The organism is Bradyrhizobium uaiense (genome assembly GCF_010811875.1).
Lineage (GTDB): Bacteria > Pseudomonadota > Alphaproteobacteria > Rhizobiales > Xanthobacteraceae > Bradyrhizobium > Bradyrhizobium uaiense.
Genome location: NZ_VKHP01000009.1, coordinates 43591 through 59572, shown reverse-complemented (window position 1 = coordinate 59572; position 15982 = coordinate 43591). Strand labels below are relative to the sequence as shown.

The following is a 15982-nucleotide window of genomic DNA, read 5'->3' as shown; positions in this document are numbered from 1 at the left end:
GAGTCTGCTGAGAGACTATCGCTCAATCCTTGGCGCGTTCAACGTAAGAACCGTCCTCGGTCATGACGACGATGCGCGTTCCGGTGGAAACGTGCGGCGGCACGCCGGTGCGAATGCCGTTGGAGAGCATCGCGGGCTTGTAGGACGACGACGCGGTCTGGCCCTTGGTGACGGGCTCGGTTTCCACCACTTCCAGCGTCACGCGCTGCGGCAGCTGGATCGCGACCGGATTGCCGTCGTGCATCGACAGCTTCACGGTCATGTTCTCCTGCAGATACGGCGCAGACGAGCCGACGATCTCCTTGGAGACCTGGACCTGGTCGTAGTTGTCGTTGTTCATGAAGTGGAAGCCGTCGGCGTCTTCGTAGAGGTAGTTGTAGTTGTGGTCTTCGACGGTGGCCTTCTCGACCTGGTCGGTGGTCTTGTAGCGCTCCGAGACCTTCACGCCGTCGCCGATGCGGCGCATTTCGATCTGGCTGACCGGGGTGCCCTTGCCGGGATGAATGTTTTCGGCGGAGAGGACCACATAGAGCTTGCCATCCTGCTCGATGATGTTGCCCTTGCGGATGGAACTGGCGATGACTTTCAAAGGTGTTTTCCTGAATTTGAGGGCCGGGGGCGCAAACCGGTTCGGCAGCCCCTCAGCCATGGCGGCGATTTCGGGCTGCAACATACTGATTTGTCCCTGAGATGCCAGTCTTTTGCGGCCGAATTCAGCAGTTTGCCAACCGTTCCCGCTCGCCGGGATTGACCCTGTTTCCGAGCCGAATCCGCGTCCCAGGCCGCTGGCGCCGGGCTCGCGCGAGCAAGGCAAGCCCAGGCAGCCGTGGGGTACCCGGAGGTCGCAGTCGACGGAACATGGGTTGATCCGTGCCGGTTGGACCGGTGCGGGATGCTGGGCCCCCGCTCAGGCTCAGCCGAGGCGACCGATGGACAACACCGGCATCTTTCGACAAGAAGGGATCCGCGTCGCCGCATCTCCCCGGAGGCCAAGGTCGTGTGCGTCATGTATTTGTTTGGAATCAAGTATTTGCGTCCGACTCTTGAATGCGGGTGGAGGCATGTTGATGTTGAATCCGCAACCGCCGGGACGGCCGCGCGATGACAGCACACGACCAGCCCTCGCCATGGTGGACACCGTCGCGCTATGCCGACCGCAGGCCCTTCCTGCAGGCGCGGACCGCGATCACGCGGGCGCTCCGCGCCTGGTTCGAGGAGCAGGGATTTGCCGAGGTCGAGACCGCCATCCTGCAGATCTCACCGGGTAACGAGACGCATCTGCACGCCCCGCGCACCGAGCTCAGGCAGACCGATGGTGCGCATGCGACGCGTTATCTGCGCACCTCTCCGGAATTCGCCTGCAAGAAGCTGCTCGCGGCCGGCGAGCCGAAAATCTACGAGTTCGCGCGGGTGTTCCGCGACCGCGAGCGCGGCGACCTGCATCTCCCCGAATTCACCATGCTGGAATGGTACCGCGCCAATGCCGGCTATGACGCCATCATGGCCGACACGATCGTCGTGATCGCCCATGCGGCGCAGGCGACCGGGATCGGGCGGTTTTCCTTCCGCGGCAGGATGGCCGATCCGTTTGCCGAGCCGGAGCTGCTGACGGTCGCCGCAGGCTTCGAGCGCTTCGCCGGGATCGACTTGCTGGCGACGATCGCGGGCGGCGAGGGCGATCGCGAAGCGTTGGCATCGGCCGCGAAGGAGCGGGTGCGGATTGCCGACGACGACACCTGGTCGGACATCTTCAGCAAGGTGCTGGTCGAGCATGTCGAGCCCAATCTGGGTCAGGGGCGTCTGACGGTGCTGTTCGAATACCCGTCACCCGAGGCCGCGCTGGCCCGCAGCAAGGCGGGCGAACCCCGTGTCGCCGAGCGCTTCGAGGTCTATGCCTGCGGCGTCGAGCTCGCCAACGGCTTTGGCGAGTTGACCGATGCGATCGAGCAGCGCCATCGTTTCACCGCAGCGATGGACGAGAAGGCCCGCCGCTACGGCGAGCGCTATCCGCTCGACGATGATTTCCTGGCCGCCGTCGGCCAGATGCCCGAGGCGAGCGGCGTCGCGCTCGGCTTCGACCGGCTGGTGATGCTGGCGAGCGGCGCGCCACGAATTGATCAGGTGGTCTGGACACCGCCTGCAGGAGAGACATGAACAGCATCGATCACAAATTGGCGGCGACGCTGCGACAGCCGCGCGAGCTGGTCGATGCCGGCCTCGCGCCGGTCGCAGCCCTTGCCGCGCTCGAGCAGGTGGCTGCGCGTTACGCGGTCGCGGTGACGCCGGAGCTCGCCGCGCTGATCGATCCGGCCGATCCTGCCGACCCGATCGCGCGGCAGTTCATCCCGAGCCCCGACGAACTCGTGGAGCTGCCGGGCGAGAACGCCGACCCGATCGGCGACGATGCGCATTCGCCGGTCTCAGGCATCGTGCATCGCTATCCGGACCGGGTGTTGTTCAAGCTCGTCCATGTCTGCGCGGTGTATTGCCGGTTTTGCTTCCGGCGCGAAATGGTCGGGCCCGGAAAGGCATCGGCCTTGTCGGACGACGCCTACCACGCGGGGCTCGATTACATCCGTAGCCATCCACAGATCTGGGAAGTGATCCTGACCGGCGGCGATCCCTTGATGCTGTCGCCGCGCAGGTTGACCGAGATCATGGCCGACCTCGCCGCCATCGATCACGTCAAGATCATCCGCCTCCACACTCGCGTCCCGATTGCCGATCCGGCCCGCATCAATCCGGAGACGGTTGCGGCGCTGCGGGCCGAAGGCGCGACGACCTGGATTGCGATCCACGCCAACCATCCGCGCGAATTGGGCGCCAATGCCCGCGCGGCGTGCGCCCGCCTTGTTGACGCCGGCATTCCATTGGTCAGCCAGTCGGTCTTGTTGCGCGGCGTCAATGACGATGCGGCGACGCTCGAGGCACTGATGCGCGCCTTCGTGGAGTGCCGGATCAAGCCCTATTACCTGCATCACGGCGACCTTGCGCCCGGCACCGCGCATTTGCGCACCACGATCGAAGCCGGTCAGGCGTTGATGCGGGCATTGCGCGGGCGCGTCTCCGGACTGTGTCAGCCGGATTATGTCCTCGACATCCCCGGCGGCCACGGCAAGGCGCCGATCGGCCCGACCTATTTGTCGCAGCCGGCTTCCCGCGAAGGTGAGGAAGACGTGGAACGGCGATACCGTATCGTCGATTATTGCGGTGACGTTCACCTTTACCCGCCGCAATCGTGAGCCCGCGGTGAGCGGGGCCGGGGACGGACGGCGCGAGCCGCCCGACAATGAGGGCAACCGCGGCATCGAAAATGCTGTGATGTTCGGCTTCTTTGCGGTGCTGGTCGCCGCGGGAATCTGGCTCCTTGGCACGATGGCCGATATACGGAAGGTACAGGATTGCGCAGCGCAGGGGCGACGCAACTGTGCTACCGTCGAAGTGCCGGAACGGGCGCAATAGGGTTGAGAAGCGGAGACGCGAGATGCGGAAGACAGTTTTGTTGATGGCTCTGATGGTGGTTGCGGTTGGAGCGCCCCAGCTTGGAACGTCCAATGCCTGGGCGCAGCAACAGGGCGGATCGTCCTCCATGCAGAAGAATTCCGGGGTGCCGGAAGCGCCGGTCGGACATCGTCAGCCGCGCCGCGGCGACGTCGGCAACGAGAAGAATATCAGCGATCCGAACAGCCAGGCCAACAAGGAAGACGCTGCGCTCGACAAGAAGATCAAGAGCATCTGTCGCGGCTGCTAGGCCGCCAGCAACGCCGGCACGGTACCTATTTTCGAATCATAGGGCACGCCGCAAACAGGGCGAGGTTTTCCCGTGCGGAGATGCGCAAGCTGCTAGATCCGCACCCGGTGCGGCCAGAGCGTTAGCCGTATTTGACGGTAGTGCTCTGGCCCACCTCGATCAGATAACCGTCGGGGTCGCGGATGTAGCAGCGCCACTCGCCGTATTTCTCCAACGGCTCGGTGATGAACTCGGCTCCTCGGCTTTTCCAGAGTCGATAGCACGCTTGAATATCCGCAACGCGGAGATTCAGAAAACTGTTGATGTTGTTCGGGTCGGGAACGCTGAGCGATACCGTCGGCTTGTCCGGTGTCGGTCCGCCTCCGACGTTCAAAATCATCCAGATATTTTCGAATTGAAGGTATCCGGGCGCATTGCCGTCACCGAGGCTCAAAATGCGAGCGCCGAAAACCTTTTCATAGTAGCGAGCCGATCGCTCAATGTCGGCGACGGTGAGAAATTGGGCGATGCTGATCCCCTCCTGCGGGGGCATCTCGTAACTCTTTTGCTCGATTTGTACGCTGTTCATTGAGAACTCCGTGTTCGAGCCCCGCGACCATTAAACACCTTAAGCCAGTCGTATGACACCTCCATTCCGGCGCCTCGCGCTGCAACGACCCGCAACGGCTCTTGGAAAGCTGGCGGAGCGCGATTTCGTGCGCACCGCCAGCAAAGCTCAATCCGGACCGTCGCGTCAGGCCGAGCGCTCCTGCAGGCCGTCACGCCGCACCTTGCGCCTGGCATCGACGGCATCGGCGAGCTGCTTCAGCACGTCAGCAGTCACATCGAGGTCGATGCAGCCGTCCGTGATGCTCTGGCCGTAGGTCAGCGGCTTGCCCGGTACGACGTCCTGACGACCGGCGACCAGATTGCTCTCGATCATCACGCCGACGATGCGCTGCTCGCCGCCAGCGACCTGCCGTGCGATGTCAGCGGCAACCGCCGGCTGGTTCTCCGGCTTCTTGCTGCTGTTGGCGTGGCTGGTGTCGATCATCAGCCGCGGTGCGACACCGGCGTGACCGAGTTCGACGGCGGCCGCATCGACGCTTGCGGCATCATAGTTCGGCACCCGGCCGCCGCGCAGGATGACGTGGCAGTCCTCGTTGCCGCTGGTGGCGGCGATCGCCGACCGGCCGCCCTTGGTGACCGCCATGAAATGATGCGGGTGCGACGCCGATTTCACCGCGTCGGCGGCGATCCGCACGCCGCCGTCGGTGCTGTTCTTGAAGCCGACCGGGCAGGACAGACCGGACGCCAGCTCGCGATGGATCTGGCTCTCGGTGGTGCGCGCGCCGATCGCGGCCCAGGAGACCAAATCGGCGATGTATTGCGGCGTCGTCATATCGAGGAATTCGGTGCCGGCCGGCAGGCCGAGATTGTTCACGGCCGACAGCACGTTGCGGGCGAGCCGCAGACCCTTGTTGATGTCGAAGCTGCCGTCGAGATCGGGATCGTTGATCAGCCCCTTCCAGCCCACCGTGGTGCGCGGCTTCTCGAAATAGACCCGCATCACGATCTCGAGGCGGTCGGCGAGCTGTTCACGCAGGCCGGCGAGACGCTCGGCGTAATCGACGGCCGCCGCGGGATCGTGGATGGAGCAGGGGCCGACGACGACCAGCAGGCGGTCATCGGTGCCGTTGAGGATCGCGTGGATGGCGTTGCGGGCGCCCATCACCACGCGTGTCGCCGTCAGTGTGCGCGGGACCTCCCGCATCACCTCTTCGGGCGTACTCAGCTCTTTCAGTTCCTTGATGCGAAGATCGTCTGTCGTACTCAACACGGCTGGCTCCTTTGGGATTTCGGGACCTGCCGGCACACAAAAAAGCCGCCAGGTCTGGCGGCTTGTTTTGGATGTTTGCTGCAATTCTTCAGATTGAGCGCGATCCTCCTGCCGCCAGCGAGCTGTCGTAGCTAAAGTACCAAAAATAGCTGGTGGCGACGGTGATCATGGGGCGGCTCTATAGCGCACGGATGCGGGCCTGTCACCCCCCCAATCCGCGCAGGGCAGCCAGTTGCCCGTCAGGTGTTGCGCGCCGCCAACGCCATGCCGATCAGGGTCGCCCCGCCGAACATCAGATTGAGGCCGACGAGGAGGCCAATCGCCCATCCGGCCGACTCCGGCAGGCCGGCGATGATGAAGAAGGCGATCACGATATCCATCAGGCCGGCGATCAAGAGCCAGGACCAGCGTCCCGACAATTCGCGGCGATGCTCCAGCGCGTACATGATGGTGGCGACGCCCTCGGCGATGAAATAGGCGCCGATGACGATGGTCAGCGTCAGCACGCCCTGCATCGGACGGGCGAGCAGCACCATGCCTGCCAGCACGGCGAGCGCGGCCGAGATCAGCGACCACCAGAAGCCCGGCATGTTGCGGGCCCAGAACGTTGCGATCAGCCCGCCGATGCCTGAGATCAGGAACATCCAGCCGAGAAAGATGGTGACGGCGAGGCTCGCGAAGGTCGGCACGATCATCGCGGCGATGCCGAGGACGACGAGCAGGATGCCTTCGAACAGGAACGCCTTCCAGTGCTGCTTGACGGCGGCCTTCACTTCCGATCGGAGCTTGTCGAGGTCGTTGGACAGGGTCATCGCGGCTCTCCGGATCTGCGCGTGTGCAGTCTATCCTAACCGGCTACAATGGTCAGCTCCGTCAGTTGCGGCAGCGATAGCTGTGCGCTCATCTTTCCGCATGGCGGTTTTCGACAGCCAGAATCCTTGGCACGAGCTTGGCCGCCAGATATCGCGAGGCGCGCGGCGACAGATGCAGGAAGTCGGCCGATACCAGATCGTTTGCGCTGGTCCCGACCCTCGTCAGACATCCGTCCGCGTTGCACAGCTCCTCATAGGGCGACAGATATTCGATCCCGAGATCGGCGGCGATCTGCCCAACCCTGTCGTCAGCCTGCTTGGTCGATCGCACATCGTGGCTGCGTTCCGGGATCAACGCATGATGGCGCAGGAAATATTGCACCGTCAGATGGGGCACCGTGTCGGTCCACACCGGGACAGGGCCGACCAGGATGATACGGGCGTCGCCGGCCTGTCTGAGGGCGGCAATCGTTGGGCGGAGATCGTCGGCGGTGGGTTCTCTGCTCCACAACATGTGCAGGAGCACGACATCGGGGTGCGAGCGGGCAACCGCAGCAACGATGTGGCGGTTGGTCTGAACACAAAACGGAATGGTCTCGGCCTGCGTGGTGAAGAGCGGCGGGCAGGAATTGACGGTGAACTGGGCCAACCCGAATTGATCGCCCTGGACTTGCCGCAGCCCGGCGGCGAGCATGCCGGCGGTCGAATCGCCCCATACGAAAACAAGCGGACGCTTGCTGGCGTCGACGCAACTCGGTTCAAACGCGGGATCGGCGGAAGCGGAGATATGGCATTCGCCGTATCTCAGGAAGTCCCTGGATACGGTCATGGCGCCGGCTTCGCGAACGATCGCCGGAAGCCGAAAGGCAAAGCCGTCGACGATCGCCAAAGCTCCCACCGATGCAACGGCCATCAACGATGCCGCAAGGACCGGCGCCACCCGCCACTGCCCGAACCTGATTGGGCGCTCGACGTAGCGAAAGGTTGCCCAGGCCAGAATGAAGCTGGCCCCAACGGCCAGCCCGTTCTCGGCCAAAGTCAGGGGACGACCTTTGAAGCTCGCCGCAAAAACCAGGATCGGCCAATGCCAGAGGTAGAGCGGATAGCTGATCAGCCCGATCGCGACCGCGGTACGGGTCGAGAGAAATCGATTGCGACCTGACATGATGAGGGCCGCGGCTGCGGCGACCGGCGCCACCGCTGCGATCCCGGGGTAGGTCATGGAGGGCGAATAGAATGCGGTTACCGCCGCGATCACTGCGAGCGCGGACCATCCGAGAAGGTCGCGCGCGGCGGAGAATCCGTTGGGCAGGCAGACGGCCACCAATGCTCCGGCCGCGAGCTCCCACGCCCGCGTGAACGGCTGGTAGAATGCGGCTTCAGGGTTGGTTCGAACGACCAGGATATTTGCGACAAGCGATGCGATGAAGATCAGGGCAAGGGGGGCGGCGGCGGCGATCCGCCATCGCATCAGCGCCCACAGCAGCAAAGGCCAGACAAGATAGAACTGTTCCTCGATGCCGAGCGACCAGAGATGGAGCAGCGGCTTCGTTTGCGCGGCCGCGTCGAAATAGCCACCCTCCGAATAGAATAGCAGGTTTGCCGAGAAACCCGCGCCTGCCGCAATCTCCTTTCCAAGGGCCACCAACTCGCTCGGCATCAGAAGTTGCCATCCGGCGATGAAGGCGGCGATCAAGACGACGATCAGGGCGGGAAAAATCCTGCGAATGCGACGCGCATAGAACGTCACAAGGCTGAAGCTCCCGTTCTGAATGTCACCATAGATGATCCCGGTGATCAGGTAGCCGGAAATGACGAAGAAGATGTCGACCCCGACGAAACCCCCGGGAACATATTGCGGGAACGCGTGGCCGAGCACGACCAACGAGACGGCAACGGCCCGTAGGCCATCGATATCCGGCCGATAATTCTTGTAGTTGTGCCCCATCGTCCTCTCGCGCCTAGTCTGTGTCCCTCCCTGAACCCGCCGAGGTTATTTTGCAAGGGGATCGGAGCCGGACGGGGCGCTAGCTTTGACCGGGCGCGGACGGAAAGCCCTCGGCGGCGGTCCGCATCCGGTTGCGGCCGAGGAAGTAAACGGCGGTGGTCGCGATCAGGAGCGCAAGTCCGATCAGGATCGAGGTGAAGCCGATCGGAACCAGGATGAAGGACGCATTGCGCTCGGGATTGACGTACCAGTGATGCAGCGAGGTCAACAGGAAGGAGACACCGGCAAAACCAGTCCCGCCGCCGATCAGCAGCAGCGCCCACATCCGCCGCAACTGGCTGAGCCGCTCGCGGGCAACGTCGGTGCGCGGCGCATGATGTTTGCCGAGGCGGCGCACCAGTCGGACTGCAAAACCGATCGAGGAGAAGCCGATCAGCACGCTCGCCGAGCCGAGCAGCAGGTGCGTGTTCGAGCTGAGATTGGGGATACGCTGCAGCGCGAGCAGCGGAAAGTCGAACGCCGCGTGCAGCAGGACCGGCGCCACCAGCACCAGCGACCAGTTCGTGATGCGGGCCCAGTCGCGGTGGCCCCGGTAGGCGCCGAGCGCGCCGCCGGAGCGCGCGATCGCAAGGTAGGCGCCGGCGATGATACCGAGCGCGCCGTGAAACGGCACGGTCAGCACGCTGCGCAACGCCGCGAGCGCGCGCCACATGTCCTTGTGCTGGACGAGATAGGCGAGGTTCTCGTAAGCCGCAAATCCGAGCCCGGCAGCCGCGCCATAGACCACCGTATCCATCGGATCGGCGAAGGCACGGCGGCGCGTCGAGATGACGACGATGACGAGAACCTTGACGATCTCCTCCGGCGCCGCGACGCCGAACAGAGCGCGCATCGCCTGCGTCGCCCAGGGATTGTCGGGGATGGCGAGTAGCGCATTGAACGGAAGTCGCGCCAGCCCTAGCAGCGAGATGCTGGCTGCGCCGAGCACGAAGGCCAGCCACACCTGCACCGGCGGTCCGGGGCGCTCGTCAGCGGCGATGACGAGCCACAATACCAGCAACGCGGGAGCAATGGCGGCGGCGCCGATTACCGTTGGAAGCGACTCAAGCAACAACATGAGCCGGACGGGCCCCTTTGATGGCACCAAAGCGATGCGTGCCAGAGAAATGGCAGCAAGTTCAGCGGATTGCAAATCGGGCGGTGAGGGGAATCGGGTCGGCTGACACGGTTCTCGTGTCCAATATACCACGGTGCCTGCGAAAGCGCGCCGGAAACCCGTCATTTCGGGTCTCAATCAACTCGAAGCCGTGGCGAGGTTCCTGTCGGCGGAATGCCACAGGCGGCATGCCAGGCGAAGGAGCTTCAGTGCCCGAATTTGTGATGAGGTGGTGGCCTGTCGGGTCAACCGGTTTGTCTTGATGTCGCGAGCCGCGCCGACAAGTTAGACCTCGCCATCACGACAACACCGATCCGAAGATCGCGGCGAACGTCACGGCGCAGCGCCATAGCGCTGCGTGGTGGCGATGTGCCGTGACGGCGAGGGCGGTGCCTTGCGACGGCCCACGGCCGCAAGTTTCGACACCGCGTTCCCTTCCATGGGCTATAATATCGCGGGCAAAGCGACTGATCCGGTAAAAGCCAAAGATGACGTCAATTGATTCTGCTGTGATCGTTCTTGCCGTGATCGCTCTGTTTGCGGCCTTTGTGAACGGTGCGCTGGGTTACGGGTTTTCCTCGCTCACCGTGCCGGTCGCGCTTGTCTTCTACACCAACCGAGTCCTCAACCCTGCCGTCGTCATCGTCGAAGTCGTCGTCAATCTGTATGTTCTGTGCATCAACCTGAGCGGCGTTCCGGCGGTGTGGAGGCGTGTGCTGCCTATTCTGATCGGCCTGGTGCCGGGCATCGCGGTCGGAGCCTTTACGCTGACGTCGTTGCAGCCGAGCTGGACCAAATTCGCCACATACTCGATCATCCTGCCGCTGATCCTGCTGCAGGCAGCCGGTTGGCGGAGGCCGATCCAATCGAAATGGCTGGTCGGTTTGCCTTTTGGAACGACGCTCGGAGTCCTGTACTCGGTCACGACCATCTCGGGACCGCCGCTGGCGATCCTTTTCAACAATCAGGGTCTCGTCAAAGATGAGTTCCGGGCCGGTCTCGCACTGGTTCGGGTGACCGAGTCCAGCCTGACTGCGATCGCGTACTACAAGCTCGGCCTGTTCATCGAAGAGAGCCGGAGCATCCTGTTCGTGCTCGTTCCCTGTGTTGTCGTCGGCATCCCGCTCGGAGCCTGGTTGATCCGGCGGCTGGATGCCGAGACGTTTCGCCGGATCTGCATGAGCTTCGATGCGTGGGTCGTGGGCTTCGGCCTGTCGCGCGTGCTGATGGAAGTGAAGCTGATCGAAAGCCCATGGGCCTACAGCGTCATGGCCGCCACGATGCTGATCGACGTCTGCTTGCTGTACGTCTTCTTCACCGCGCGGAGAGGCGGCGTGCAGAGCTCGCACGCGATGGCTTCGCTGAAATCGGGCAACCGGAGCGGTCCGAACTGACGGCGGACCATGCCGCGCGGTCGCGTCCGCAACCTGGCTAGCCTGCCAGCAGGCGCCGGCAGGTTTCGACAAACACCTCGGCTCCCGTGACGATGTCGGCGTCGGCGGTATTCTCGCTCCAGTGATGGCTGATGCCGCCGATCGACGGCACGAACAGCATCGCCGCCGGCATGATGGTGGCGAGGACCTGGGCGTCGTGGCCGGCGCCGCTCGGCATCCGGATTGATTTGCCGCCGGCGCAGGCCGCGCTCGCGGCCTCGATCGTATCCTGGAACGCGGGCGTCATTATCGCGGGCACGCCGGTGCGGATGCGCTCAACCTTCACGCTGCAGCGGCCTTGCGCGGTGACGTCGGCCGCCATCCGGTGCAAGTGCTCCTCGAGGCGGGCAATCACCTCGGGATTGTCGTCACGGATCTGGAACAGCATCTCGGCGCTGCCCGGGATCACGCTCGGCGCCCCCGGATCCAGCGTGATACGGCCGGTGGTCCATACCGTGCGTGGTCCGCACAGGGCAGGGAAGCTGTCGTCGATCGCGACGCAGAACCGCGCCAATGCCAGGCCCGCATCCTTGCGCACCGCCATCCGCGTGGTGCCGGCATGGTTCTGCTCGCCGGTGAACGTGATGCGGTACTGCCAGATGCCGACGATCGACGTGACGATACCGATGTTGAGCCCGCTGCCCTCCAGCGTGTCGCCTTGCTCGATATGGGCTTCGAGATATCCGATATGGCGACGAGGTTCGGCGTTGAGGCGCGGCCGGCCGGCGAAGCCCGCATCGTGCAACGCCTGTCGCATGGTGCGATCGCTGGAGCGGTCGCGCGCGGCATCGATGTCGGCTTCGGTGACGGTCCCGGCGAAGGAACGGCTGCCGAGGAAGCTGCCGAAATGTCCTTCCTCGTCGCACCACGCGGCGACCTCGACCGCGCCGCGAATGTCCGGATCGGGATTGATGACGCGCGCGGCCTCGAGCGCATAGATCACGCCGAGCGGTCCATCGAGCCAGCCCGCATGGTTCTGGCTTTCCAGATGCGAGCCGGCGAGCAGTTTCGGTCCGGCCTTCGCGCTAAAGCCGAGCACGTTGCCGATGCCGTCGATCGTTGCAGTGAGACCTGCGTCGGGCAGATGTCCGGCGAGCCAATCGAGCGAGCGCAAATGCGGTTCCGAGAATGTCGGCTTGTGCACGCCGGTCTTGTAGGCGCCGATCGCACGCAGCGCGTTGAGATCGGCGAGCACGCGCTTGCCGTCGAAGCGACCGTTGATGCCTGGCATAAGTGGACTCCGGATTAGCGTTTTGATTGGCGTGTTCGCGCCTCAATCCCGTCTTGATGCCGTCGCGGTTGGGTGCGACGGAATAAATCAGGGCAAACGAATTGTTAGCGGTTCTGCTCTTAGGTCGCAGTACTGATGTCGCGGTACGAATAGCGTGTGAGTGTGATCATGTCTGCATTCCGGAACTGGGCTCGCAAGGCCGCTGTGCTGTTTCTTCCGATCGCGCTCGGCGCCTGTGCGCAATATTCGCAACAATACAGCATGACGACCCCGCCGTCGGGAACAGGTCCGCTGGCCTGGGACGGTGCCGGACAGGATCCCAATCAGCCGCAGCCGCGCCGCCATGCGCGCAATGCGTCGCCGGCGGCAGCAGAGACGCAACTCTCGGAAGAGGACGCGGACGATCGGTTGGCGCGCAAGCTCGTGATCTGCAGCACCTGCATCAAGAAGGCACCGGCGGTGGCAGCGGCGCAGCCGACGAATCGTCAGGACGTCGCCAGCAATCACTAGCGGCCGGCGCGGAACATGCCGCCGTTCGGCGCGCAGGCCTTAGTTAGGCCACGTTGTCGTTCGATGCGCAGCCCCATGTCGTTCCGAAGAGCCTTTGTTCCCGCCATCGTCGTCGCACTCGCGGCCGCCATCCTGATTCACGTGGGTGGTTCGCGGGCGCACGCCCATGTGCCGCCGCATTGCGGCTTCTGGACCTCGATCGAGGCCGGGTTGTCCTGCAAGTGATCTGCGGCAGGTGACGCGGGAAAAGCGTTCTGAACGCTTGCCCGCCCGGCCAATCGCCACTATACGTTCGCCCGTCGCGGCCGTTGACGGCTGTGGCCAGTCCGGCGCATCTCACGTCTAACGTATTGATTTGCCGGGGGTTTTGCTCCCTTCGTCTATCGGTTAGGACGCCACCCTTTCACGGTGGAGAGAGCGGTTCGATTCCGCTAGGGAGCGCCATCGCGTACGGGCGCCGAAAAAACACCTGATATTCCAAATGGTTGAGCTCCGGCTCTCACGCGTGTTGGACGTTTTGTTGGACGTGGGTAATGTTTCTTGCGTTCTCATTTTGTTCCTCCATTCCGAGGTTGGGAAACTGTGGGTGAAGGGCTAAATGAGCCCTTCAACTTACAACCTCAGGTACTGTGGCCTCGGTGGCTGAACCGATTCAGCCTGAGGACGAAGCTATGACCGCGGTTAACCTGGACGCGCTGATCCCGCGCGAAGACTTTGAGGTGCGAACGGAGTTCGGGAGAGCTTTTCCGAAGTCGCAAACTCTAAAGATCAACGATCTTGAGCCCAACGCCTTCCTCTATGACGCGTTGAGAAAGCCGGATTTTCAGCGCGAGACTGCAAATTGGGACTCTACCAAGATCGTCGAGTTCGTTCGCACTTTCTTGGACGGTGATCTGATCCCGGCGGTCATCCTCTGGCAATCCGGCCGATACACCTTCGTTATCGACGGAGCCCATCGATTGAGCGCACTTGCTGCGTGGGTGCACGACGACTATGGCGACAAGGAAATATCCCGAAAATTCTTTCAGAATGAGATCCCAGTCGAACAGCAACGGGCTGCGGATCGCACGAGGAAAGAAATTGACGCGACGATCGGAAGCTATATCGAGCATAAGAAGGCGATCGAATTCCCTCAGAACTCGAAACCGGAAATAGTCGAGCGCGCCCGACGCCTAGGCTCTTTGGCTCTCCAGTTGCAGTGGGTGCCTGACAGCGACGCTAAGAAGGCCGAAGATTCATTCTTTAAGATCAACCAAGAAGCTGTGGGGATCGATCGAACAGAACTACGAATATTGAAGGCGCGCACTTCGCCCAATGCAATTGCCGCGCGGGTGATCGTGAGAAACGCGACCGGGCATAAATACTGGTCTGGATTTTCCAACGATCTGGGCGCAGCCATGGAAACGATCGGCAGGGAGATATTCTCTATTTTGTTTTATCCTCCCTTAGAGACGCCGGTTAAAACCCTTAACCTACCCGTCGCGGGAAAGAGCGGGCAGGCGCTTCCGCTGATATTTGATCTCGTGAACCTCGCCAACGGCGTCCCTGTAGTGGACGTGAAAAAGGGTTCCCATCAACCAGGGTTCACGCCAGACCTAACTGGTGAAGAAACGTATCGATATTTGAAGAATACGCGCGATCTAGCGCAACGGCTCTCCGGTACACAGCCATCGTCGCTCGGCTTCGATCCTGCAGTATACGTTTATAGCGCGTCGGGAAAGCATCAGCCTACCTCCTTTTTGGCTATCGTGAGCCTCACGCGAAAGCTCGTGGAGCAGGACAAGCTAAAAAAGTTCACGCTTATTCGAAGAGAGTTCGAAGAATTCCTCATAACAAACAAGGAATTCATAAATCAGGTTGTCACCAAGCGGGGAAGCGGCGCAAAGGGATACGACTGGGTAGAGGATCTTTTCGAAAAAATCCTAGGCGGTCTTGGCAGCGGCATGGATTCGGCTGCAATTTTGGAGGGGCTGAAGAGGGATCAGAAGTTTAGCTTTCTGACGAAGTATCAGCCCGCTGATGAGGAGGATGCTCCCAAAGGAAAGAAGTTCAGTAGGAACGTGAAATCTGCGGCGTACATCAGGGAAGCGTTGCAAACGTCGATGCGTTGTAAGCTTTGCGGATGCAGGATGCAGTCCAAGTCCATTTCCGTAGACCATGCAGTCGATAGAAAATACGGCGGAACTGCTCACATAGATAACGCGCAACTGACGCATCCATATTGCAACAGTATAAAAGATTGGCTGATGGCGAATGGCAAACAAGCAGCAGAATGACCGATGCAGACAGGGCTGATTTGACCGCCGTCTGTATCCGACTCGTTGTGAGTCTGAGAACAGCGCGAGCCGAAAGCTATTAAGGGCGGGATGCTGCTAAGGCATTGCGGGGCCCGATGACTCGTCGCCCCGATCCGTGCTGTGCAAGATGGCGCTGAGCGCGGCTAACGGGGCTCTCGTAGCGCTTGATCGCCTCGAGCTCTTGCTCCAGACGATCAAGCAGTGGTGCATATTTCTCCCCATGCAAGATAATCACCTCGGAAACGAGCGCAATTGCGTCTTGCAAGCGTTTCTCGGTGATCTGTGCGGTCATGCACGAGTCTCTGGCTTCGCTAGCTGTAGTTTGTCGCCCACGATTTTCGCGCGACCGCCGGCGATCAGGCGGTCGGCCATCTCCCTCGTGATCTTCCTGGCACCAAACCGCCAGCCGCCGCGCGGATGCCGCTCGAAAGGGCTGTATTCGAGCAGCGCCAGAGCAATGTAGTGGTTACGTTGCATGCGCTTCACCGGGGAAGGGCTATCCCTCACAAGCTTGGCCCGGCGAGCTGCTGCGCCAAAGCTCGAGCATCCGCTGCGTGAGCCTTGATCTGCGAGCGGGTGAAGCCGAGCCGCTCGAGATCGTCTTCGGTAATTCCGCCTTCGCGGTACGAGGCGGCGCGCATGTCGTCGGCCATGCGCTTGACCGTCTCGCTCGGCGAGAGCGGTGCGCGCGGCTTTACGAGCGCGGTATCGATGTAGTCAGGGACGGTTGCTGGCGCGGCGAGTGTGCGGTTGGCGGCCGGAAGGCGATTGCAGTATGTACGTCGCATGGGAGTTCCCCGTTTGTTTCACGGAAAACATTTTCCAACACCATTATGGTGTGGCGTCAACACCAAATTGGTGTAGGTAGCGAGTTGCCTCTATTTTTTGCCGTCGATCTGCGCTTTTCCCGCAGTCAGGTCATCCGCGCAGAGAAGACGTTCACAAGAAGCGCCGCGCCTAGCCCTACCGAGGCACCTATAATCGCATAGAGGGGCGGCAGGACCATTGACTGGAAAAATCCGCCC

General features: G+C 62.2%; 18 protein-coding genes and 1 tRNA gene. 9 read left to right on the top strand and 10 right to left on the bottom strand.

Features of this window, described 5'->3' with window-relative positions:
• Positions 1-22 precede the first annotated feature (22 nt).
• Positions 23-589 (bottom strand): elongation factor P, encoded by a 567-nt coding sequence (gene efp / locus FNJ47_RS04395; RefSeq protein WP_092125602.1) that lies wholly within the window; start codon positions 587-589, stop codon positions 23-25.
• Between the two features lie 512 nt (positions 590-1101).
• Between efp and epmA the strand changes: the two genes are divergently transcribed.
• The 4 genes from epmA to FNJ47_RS04375 are packed head-to-tail and all read left to right on the top strand — an operon-like array spanning position 1102 to position 3751.
• A complete protein-coding gene (gene epmA, locus FNJ47_RS04390; protein WP_163150988.1) occupies positions 1102-2154 on the top strand; it encodes an EF-P lysine aminoacylase EpmA in 1053 nt (350 codons plus the stop codon).
• Complete coding sequence (locus FNJ47_RS04385; protein ID WP_163150986.1) at positions 2151-3242, top strand: lysine-2,3-aminomutase-like protein; 1092 nt, start codon at positions 2151-2153, stop codon at positions 3240-3242. Before epmA ends, FNJ47_RS04385 begins: the two co-directional genes overlap by 4 nt.
• The gene (locus FNJ47_RS04380) at positions 3211-3462 is read left to right on the top strand and encodes a hypothetical protein (protein WP_165445519.1); all 252 of its coding nucleotides are present in this window, start codon (positions 3211-3213) and stop codon (positions 3460-3462) included. The genes FNJ47_RS04385 and FNJ47_RS04380 overlap by 32 nt, the downstream gene beginning before the upstream one ends.
• Positions 3463-3484: 22 nt before the next feature.
• Complete coding sequence (locus tag FNJ47_RS04375) at positions 3485-3751, top strand: hypothetical protein (RefSeq protein ID WP_163150984.1); 267 nt, start codon at positions 3485-3487, stop codon at positions 3749-3751.
• 121 nt (positions 3752-3872) lie between these two features.
• On the opposite strand, the gene FNJ47_RS04370 is transcribed toward FNJ47_RS04375, so the two are convergent.
• The 5 genes from FNJ47_RS04370 to FNJ47_RS04350 form a co-directional block, all read right to left on the bottom strand.
• Entirely contained in the window at positions 3873-4319 is a 447-nt protein-coding gene (locus FNJ47_RS04370) for a VOC family protein (RefSeq protein WP_163150982.1), read from the bottom strand.
• 165 nt (positions 4320-4484) lie between these two features.
• Positions 4485-5570 (bottom strand): 3-deoxy-7-phosphoheptulonate synthase, encoded by a 1086-nt coding sequence (locus tag FNJ47_RS04365; protein ID WP_163150980.1) that lies wholly within the window; start codon positions 5568-5570, stop codon positions 4485-4487.
• A 239-nt stretch (positions 5571-5809) separates the two neighbouring features.
• Complete coding sequence (locus tag FNJ47_RS04360) at positions 5810-6382, bottom strand: HdeD family acid-resistance protein (protein ID WP_163150978.1); 573 nt, start codon at positions 6380-6382, stop codon at positions 5810-5812.
• Positions 6383-6470: 88 nt separating this feature from the next.
• Complete coding sequence (locus FNJ47_RS04355; protein ID WP_163150976.1) at positions 6471-8330, bottom strand: acyltransferase family protein; 1860 nt, start codon at positions 8328-8330, stop codon at positions 6471-6473.
• Positions 8331-8409: 79 nt separating this feature from the next.
• Entirely contained in the window at positions 8410-9447 is a 1038-nt protein-coding gene (locus FNJ47_RS04350; protein ID WP_163150974.1) for a PrsW family glutamic-type intramembrane protease, read from the bottom strand.
• Between the two features lie 527 nt (positions 9448-9974).
• On the opposite strand from FNJ47_RS04350, the gene FNJ47_RS04345 reads away from it, so the two are divergent.
• The gene (locus FNJ47_RS04345) at positions 9975-10880 is read left to right on the top strand and encodes a sulfite exporter TauE/SafE family protein (protein ID WP_163150972.1); all 906 of its coding nucleotides are present in this window, start codon (positions 9975-9977) and stop codon (positions 10878-10880) included.
• A 37-nt stretch (positions 10881-10917) separates the two neighbouring features.
• Here FNJ47_RS04345 and FNJ47_RS04340 read toward each other — a convergent pair whose 3' ends face one another.
• Complete coding sequence (locus FNJ47_RS04340; RefSeq protein WP_163150970.1) at positions 10918-12150, bottom strand: Zn-dependent hydrolase; 1233 nt, start codon at positions 12148-12150, stop codon at positions 10918-10920.
• Positions 12151-12318: 168 nt separating this feature from the next.
• Here FNJ47_RS04340 and FNJ47_RS04335 point away from each other — a divergent pair, with 168 nt between their 5' ends.
• The 4 genes from FNJ47_RS04335 (at position 12319) to FNJ47_RS04325 (ending at position 14936) form a co-directional block, all read left to right on the top strand.
• Positions 12319-12660, top strand: coding sequence for a hypothetical protein (locus FNJ47_RS04335; RefSeq protein WP_163150968.1), 342 nt, complete (start codon positions 12319-12321; stop codon positions 12658-12660).
• 75 nt (positions 12661-12735) lie between these two features.
• On the top strand, positions 12736-12885 hold the full coding sequence (locus tag FNJ47_RS49775; RefSeq protein ID WP_165445521.1) for a hypothetical protein: 150 nt from the start codon (positions 12736-12738) through the stop codon (positions 12883-12885).
• A 144-nt stretch (positions 12886-13029) separates the two neighbouring features.
• Positions 13030-13104, top strand: a tRNA-Glu gene (locus FNJ47_RS04330).
• Between the two features lie 194 nt (positions 13105-13298).
• The gene (locus FNJ47_RS04325) at positions 13299-14936 is read left to right on the top strand and encodes a GmrSD restriction endonuclease domain-containing protein (protein WP_163150966.1); all 1638 of its coding nucleotides are present in this window, start codon (positions 13299-13301) and stop codon (positions 14934-14936) included.
• A gap of 79 nt (positions 14937-15015) precedes the next feature.
• On the opposite strand, the gene FNJ47_RS04320 is transcribed toward FNJ47_RS04325, so the two are convergent.
• The 3 genes from FNJ47_RS04320 to FNJ47_RS04310 are packed head-to-tail and all read right to left on the bottom strand — an operon-like array spanning position 15016 to position 15745.
• Positions 15016-15249 (bottom strand): hypothetical protein, encoded by a 234-nt coding sequence (locus tag FNJ47_RS04320; RefSeq protein ID WP_163150853.1) that lies wholly within the window; start codon positions 15247-15249, stop codon positions 15016-15018.
• The gene (locus tag FNJ47_RS04315; RefSeq protein WP_163150851.1) at positions 15246-15434 is read right to left on the bottom strand and encodes a hypothetical protein; all 189 of its coding nucleotides are present in this window, start codon (positions 15432-15434) and stop codon (positions 15246-15248) included. The genes FNJ47_RS04320 and FNJ47_RS04315 overlap by 4 nt, the downstream gene beginning before the upstream one ends.
• 26 nt (positions 15435-15460) lie before the next feature.
• Positions 15461-15745, bottom strand: a complete 285-nt coding sequence (locus tag FNJ47_RS04310; RefSeq protein WP_163150964.1) for a hypothetical protein — start codon at positions 15743-15745, stop codon at positions 15461-15463.
• Between the last annotated feature and the right edge of the window lie 237 nt (positions 15746-15982).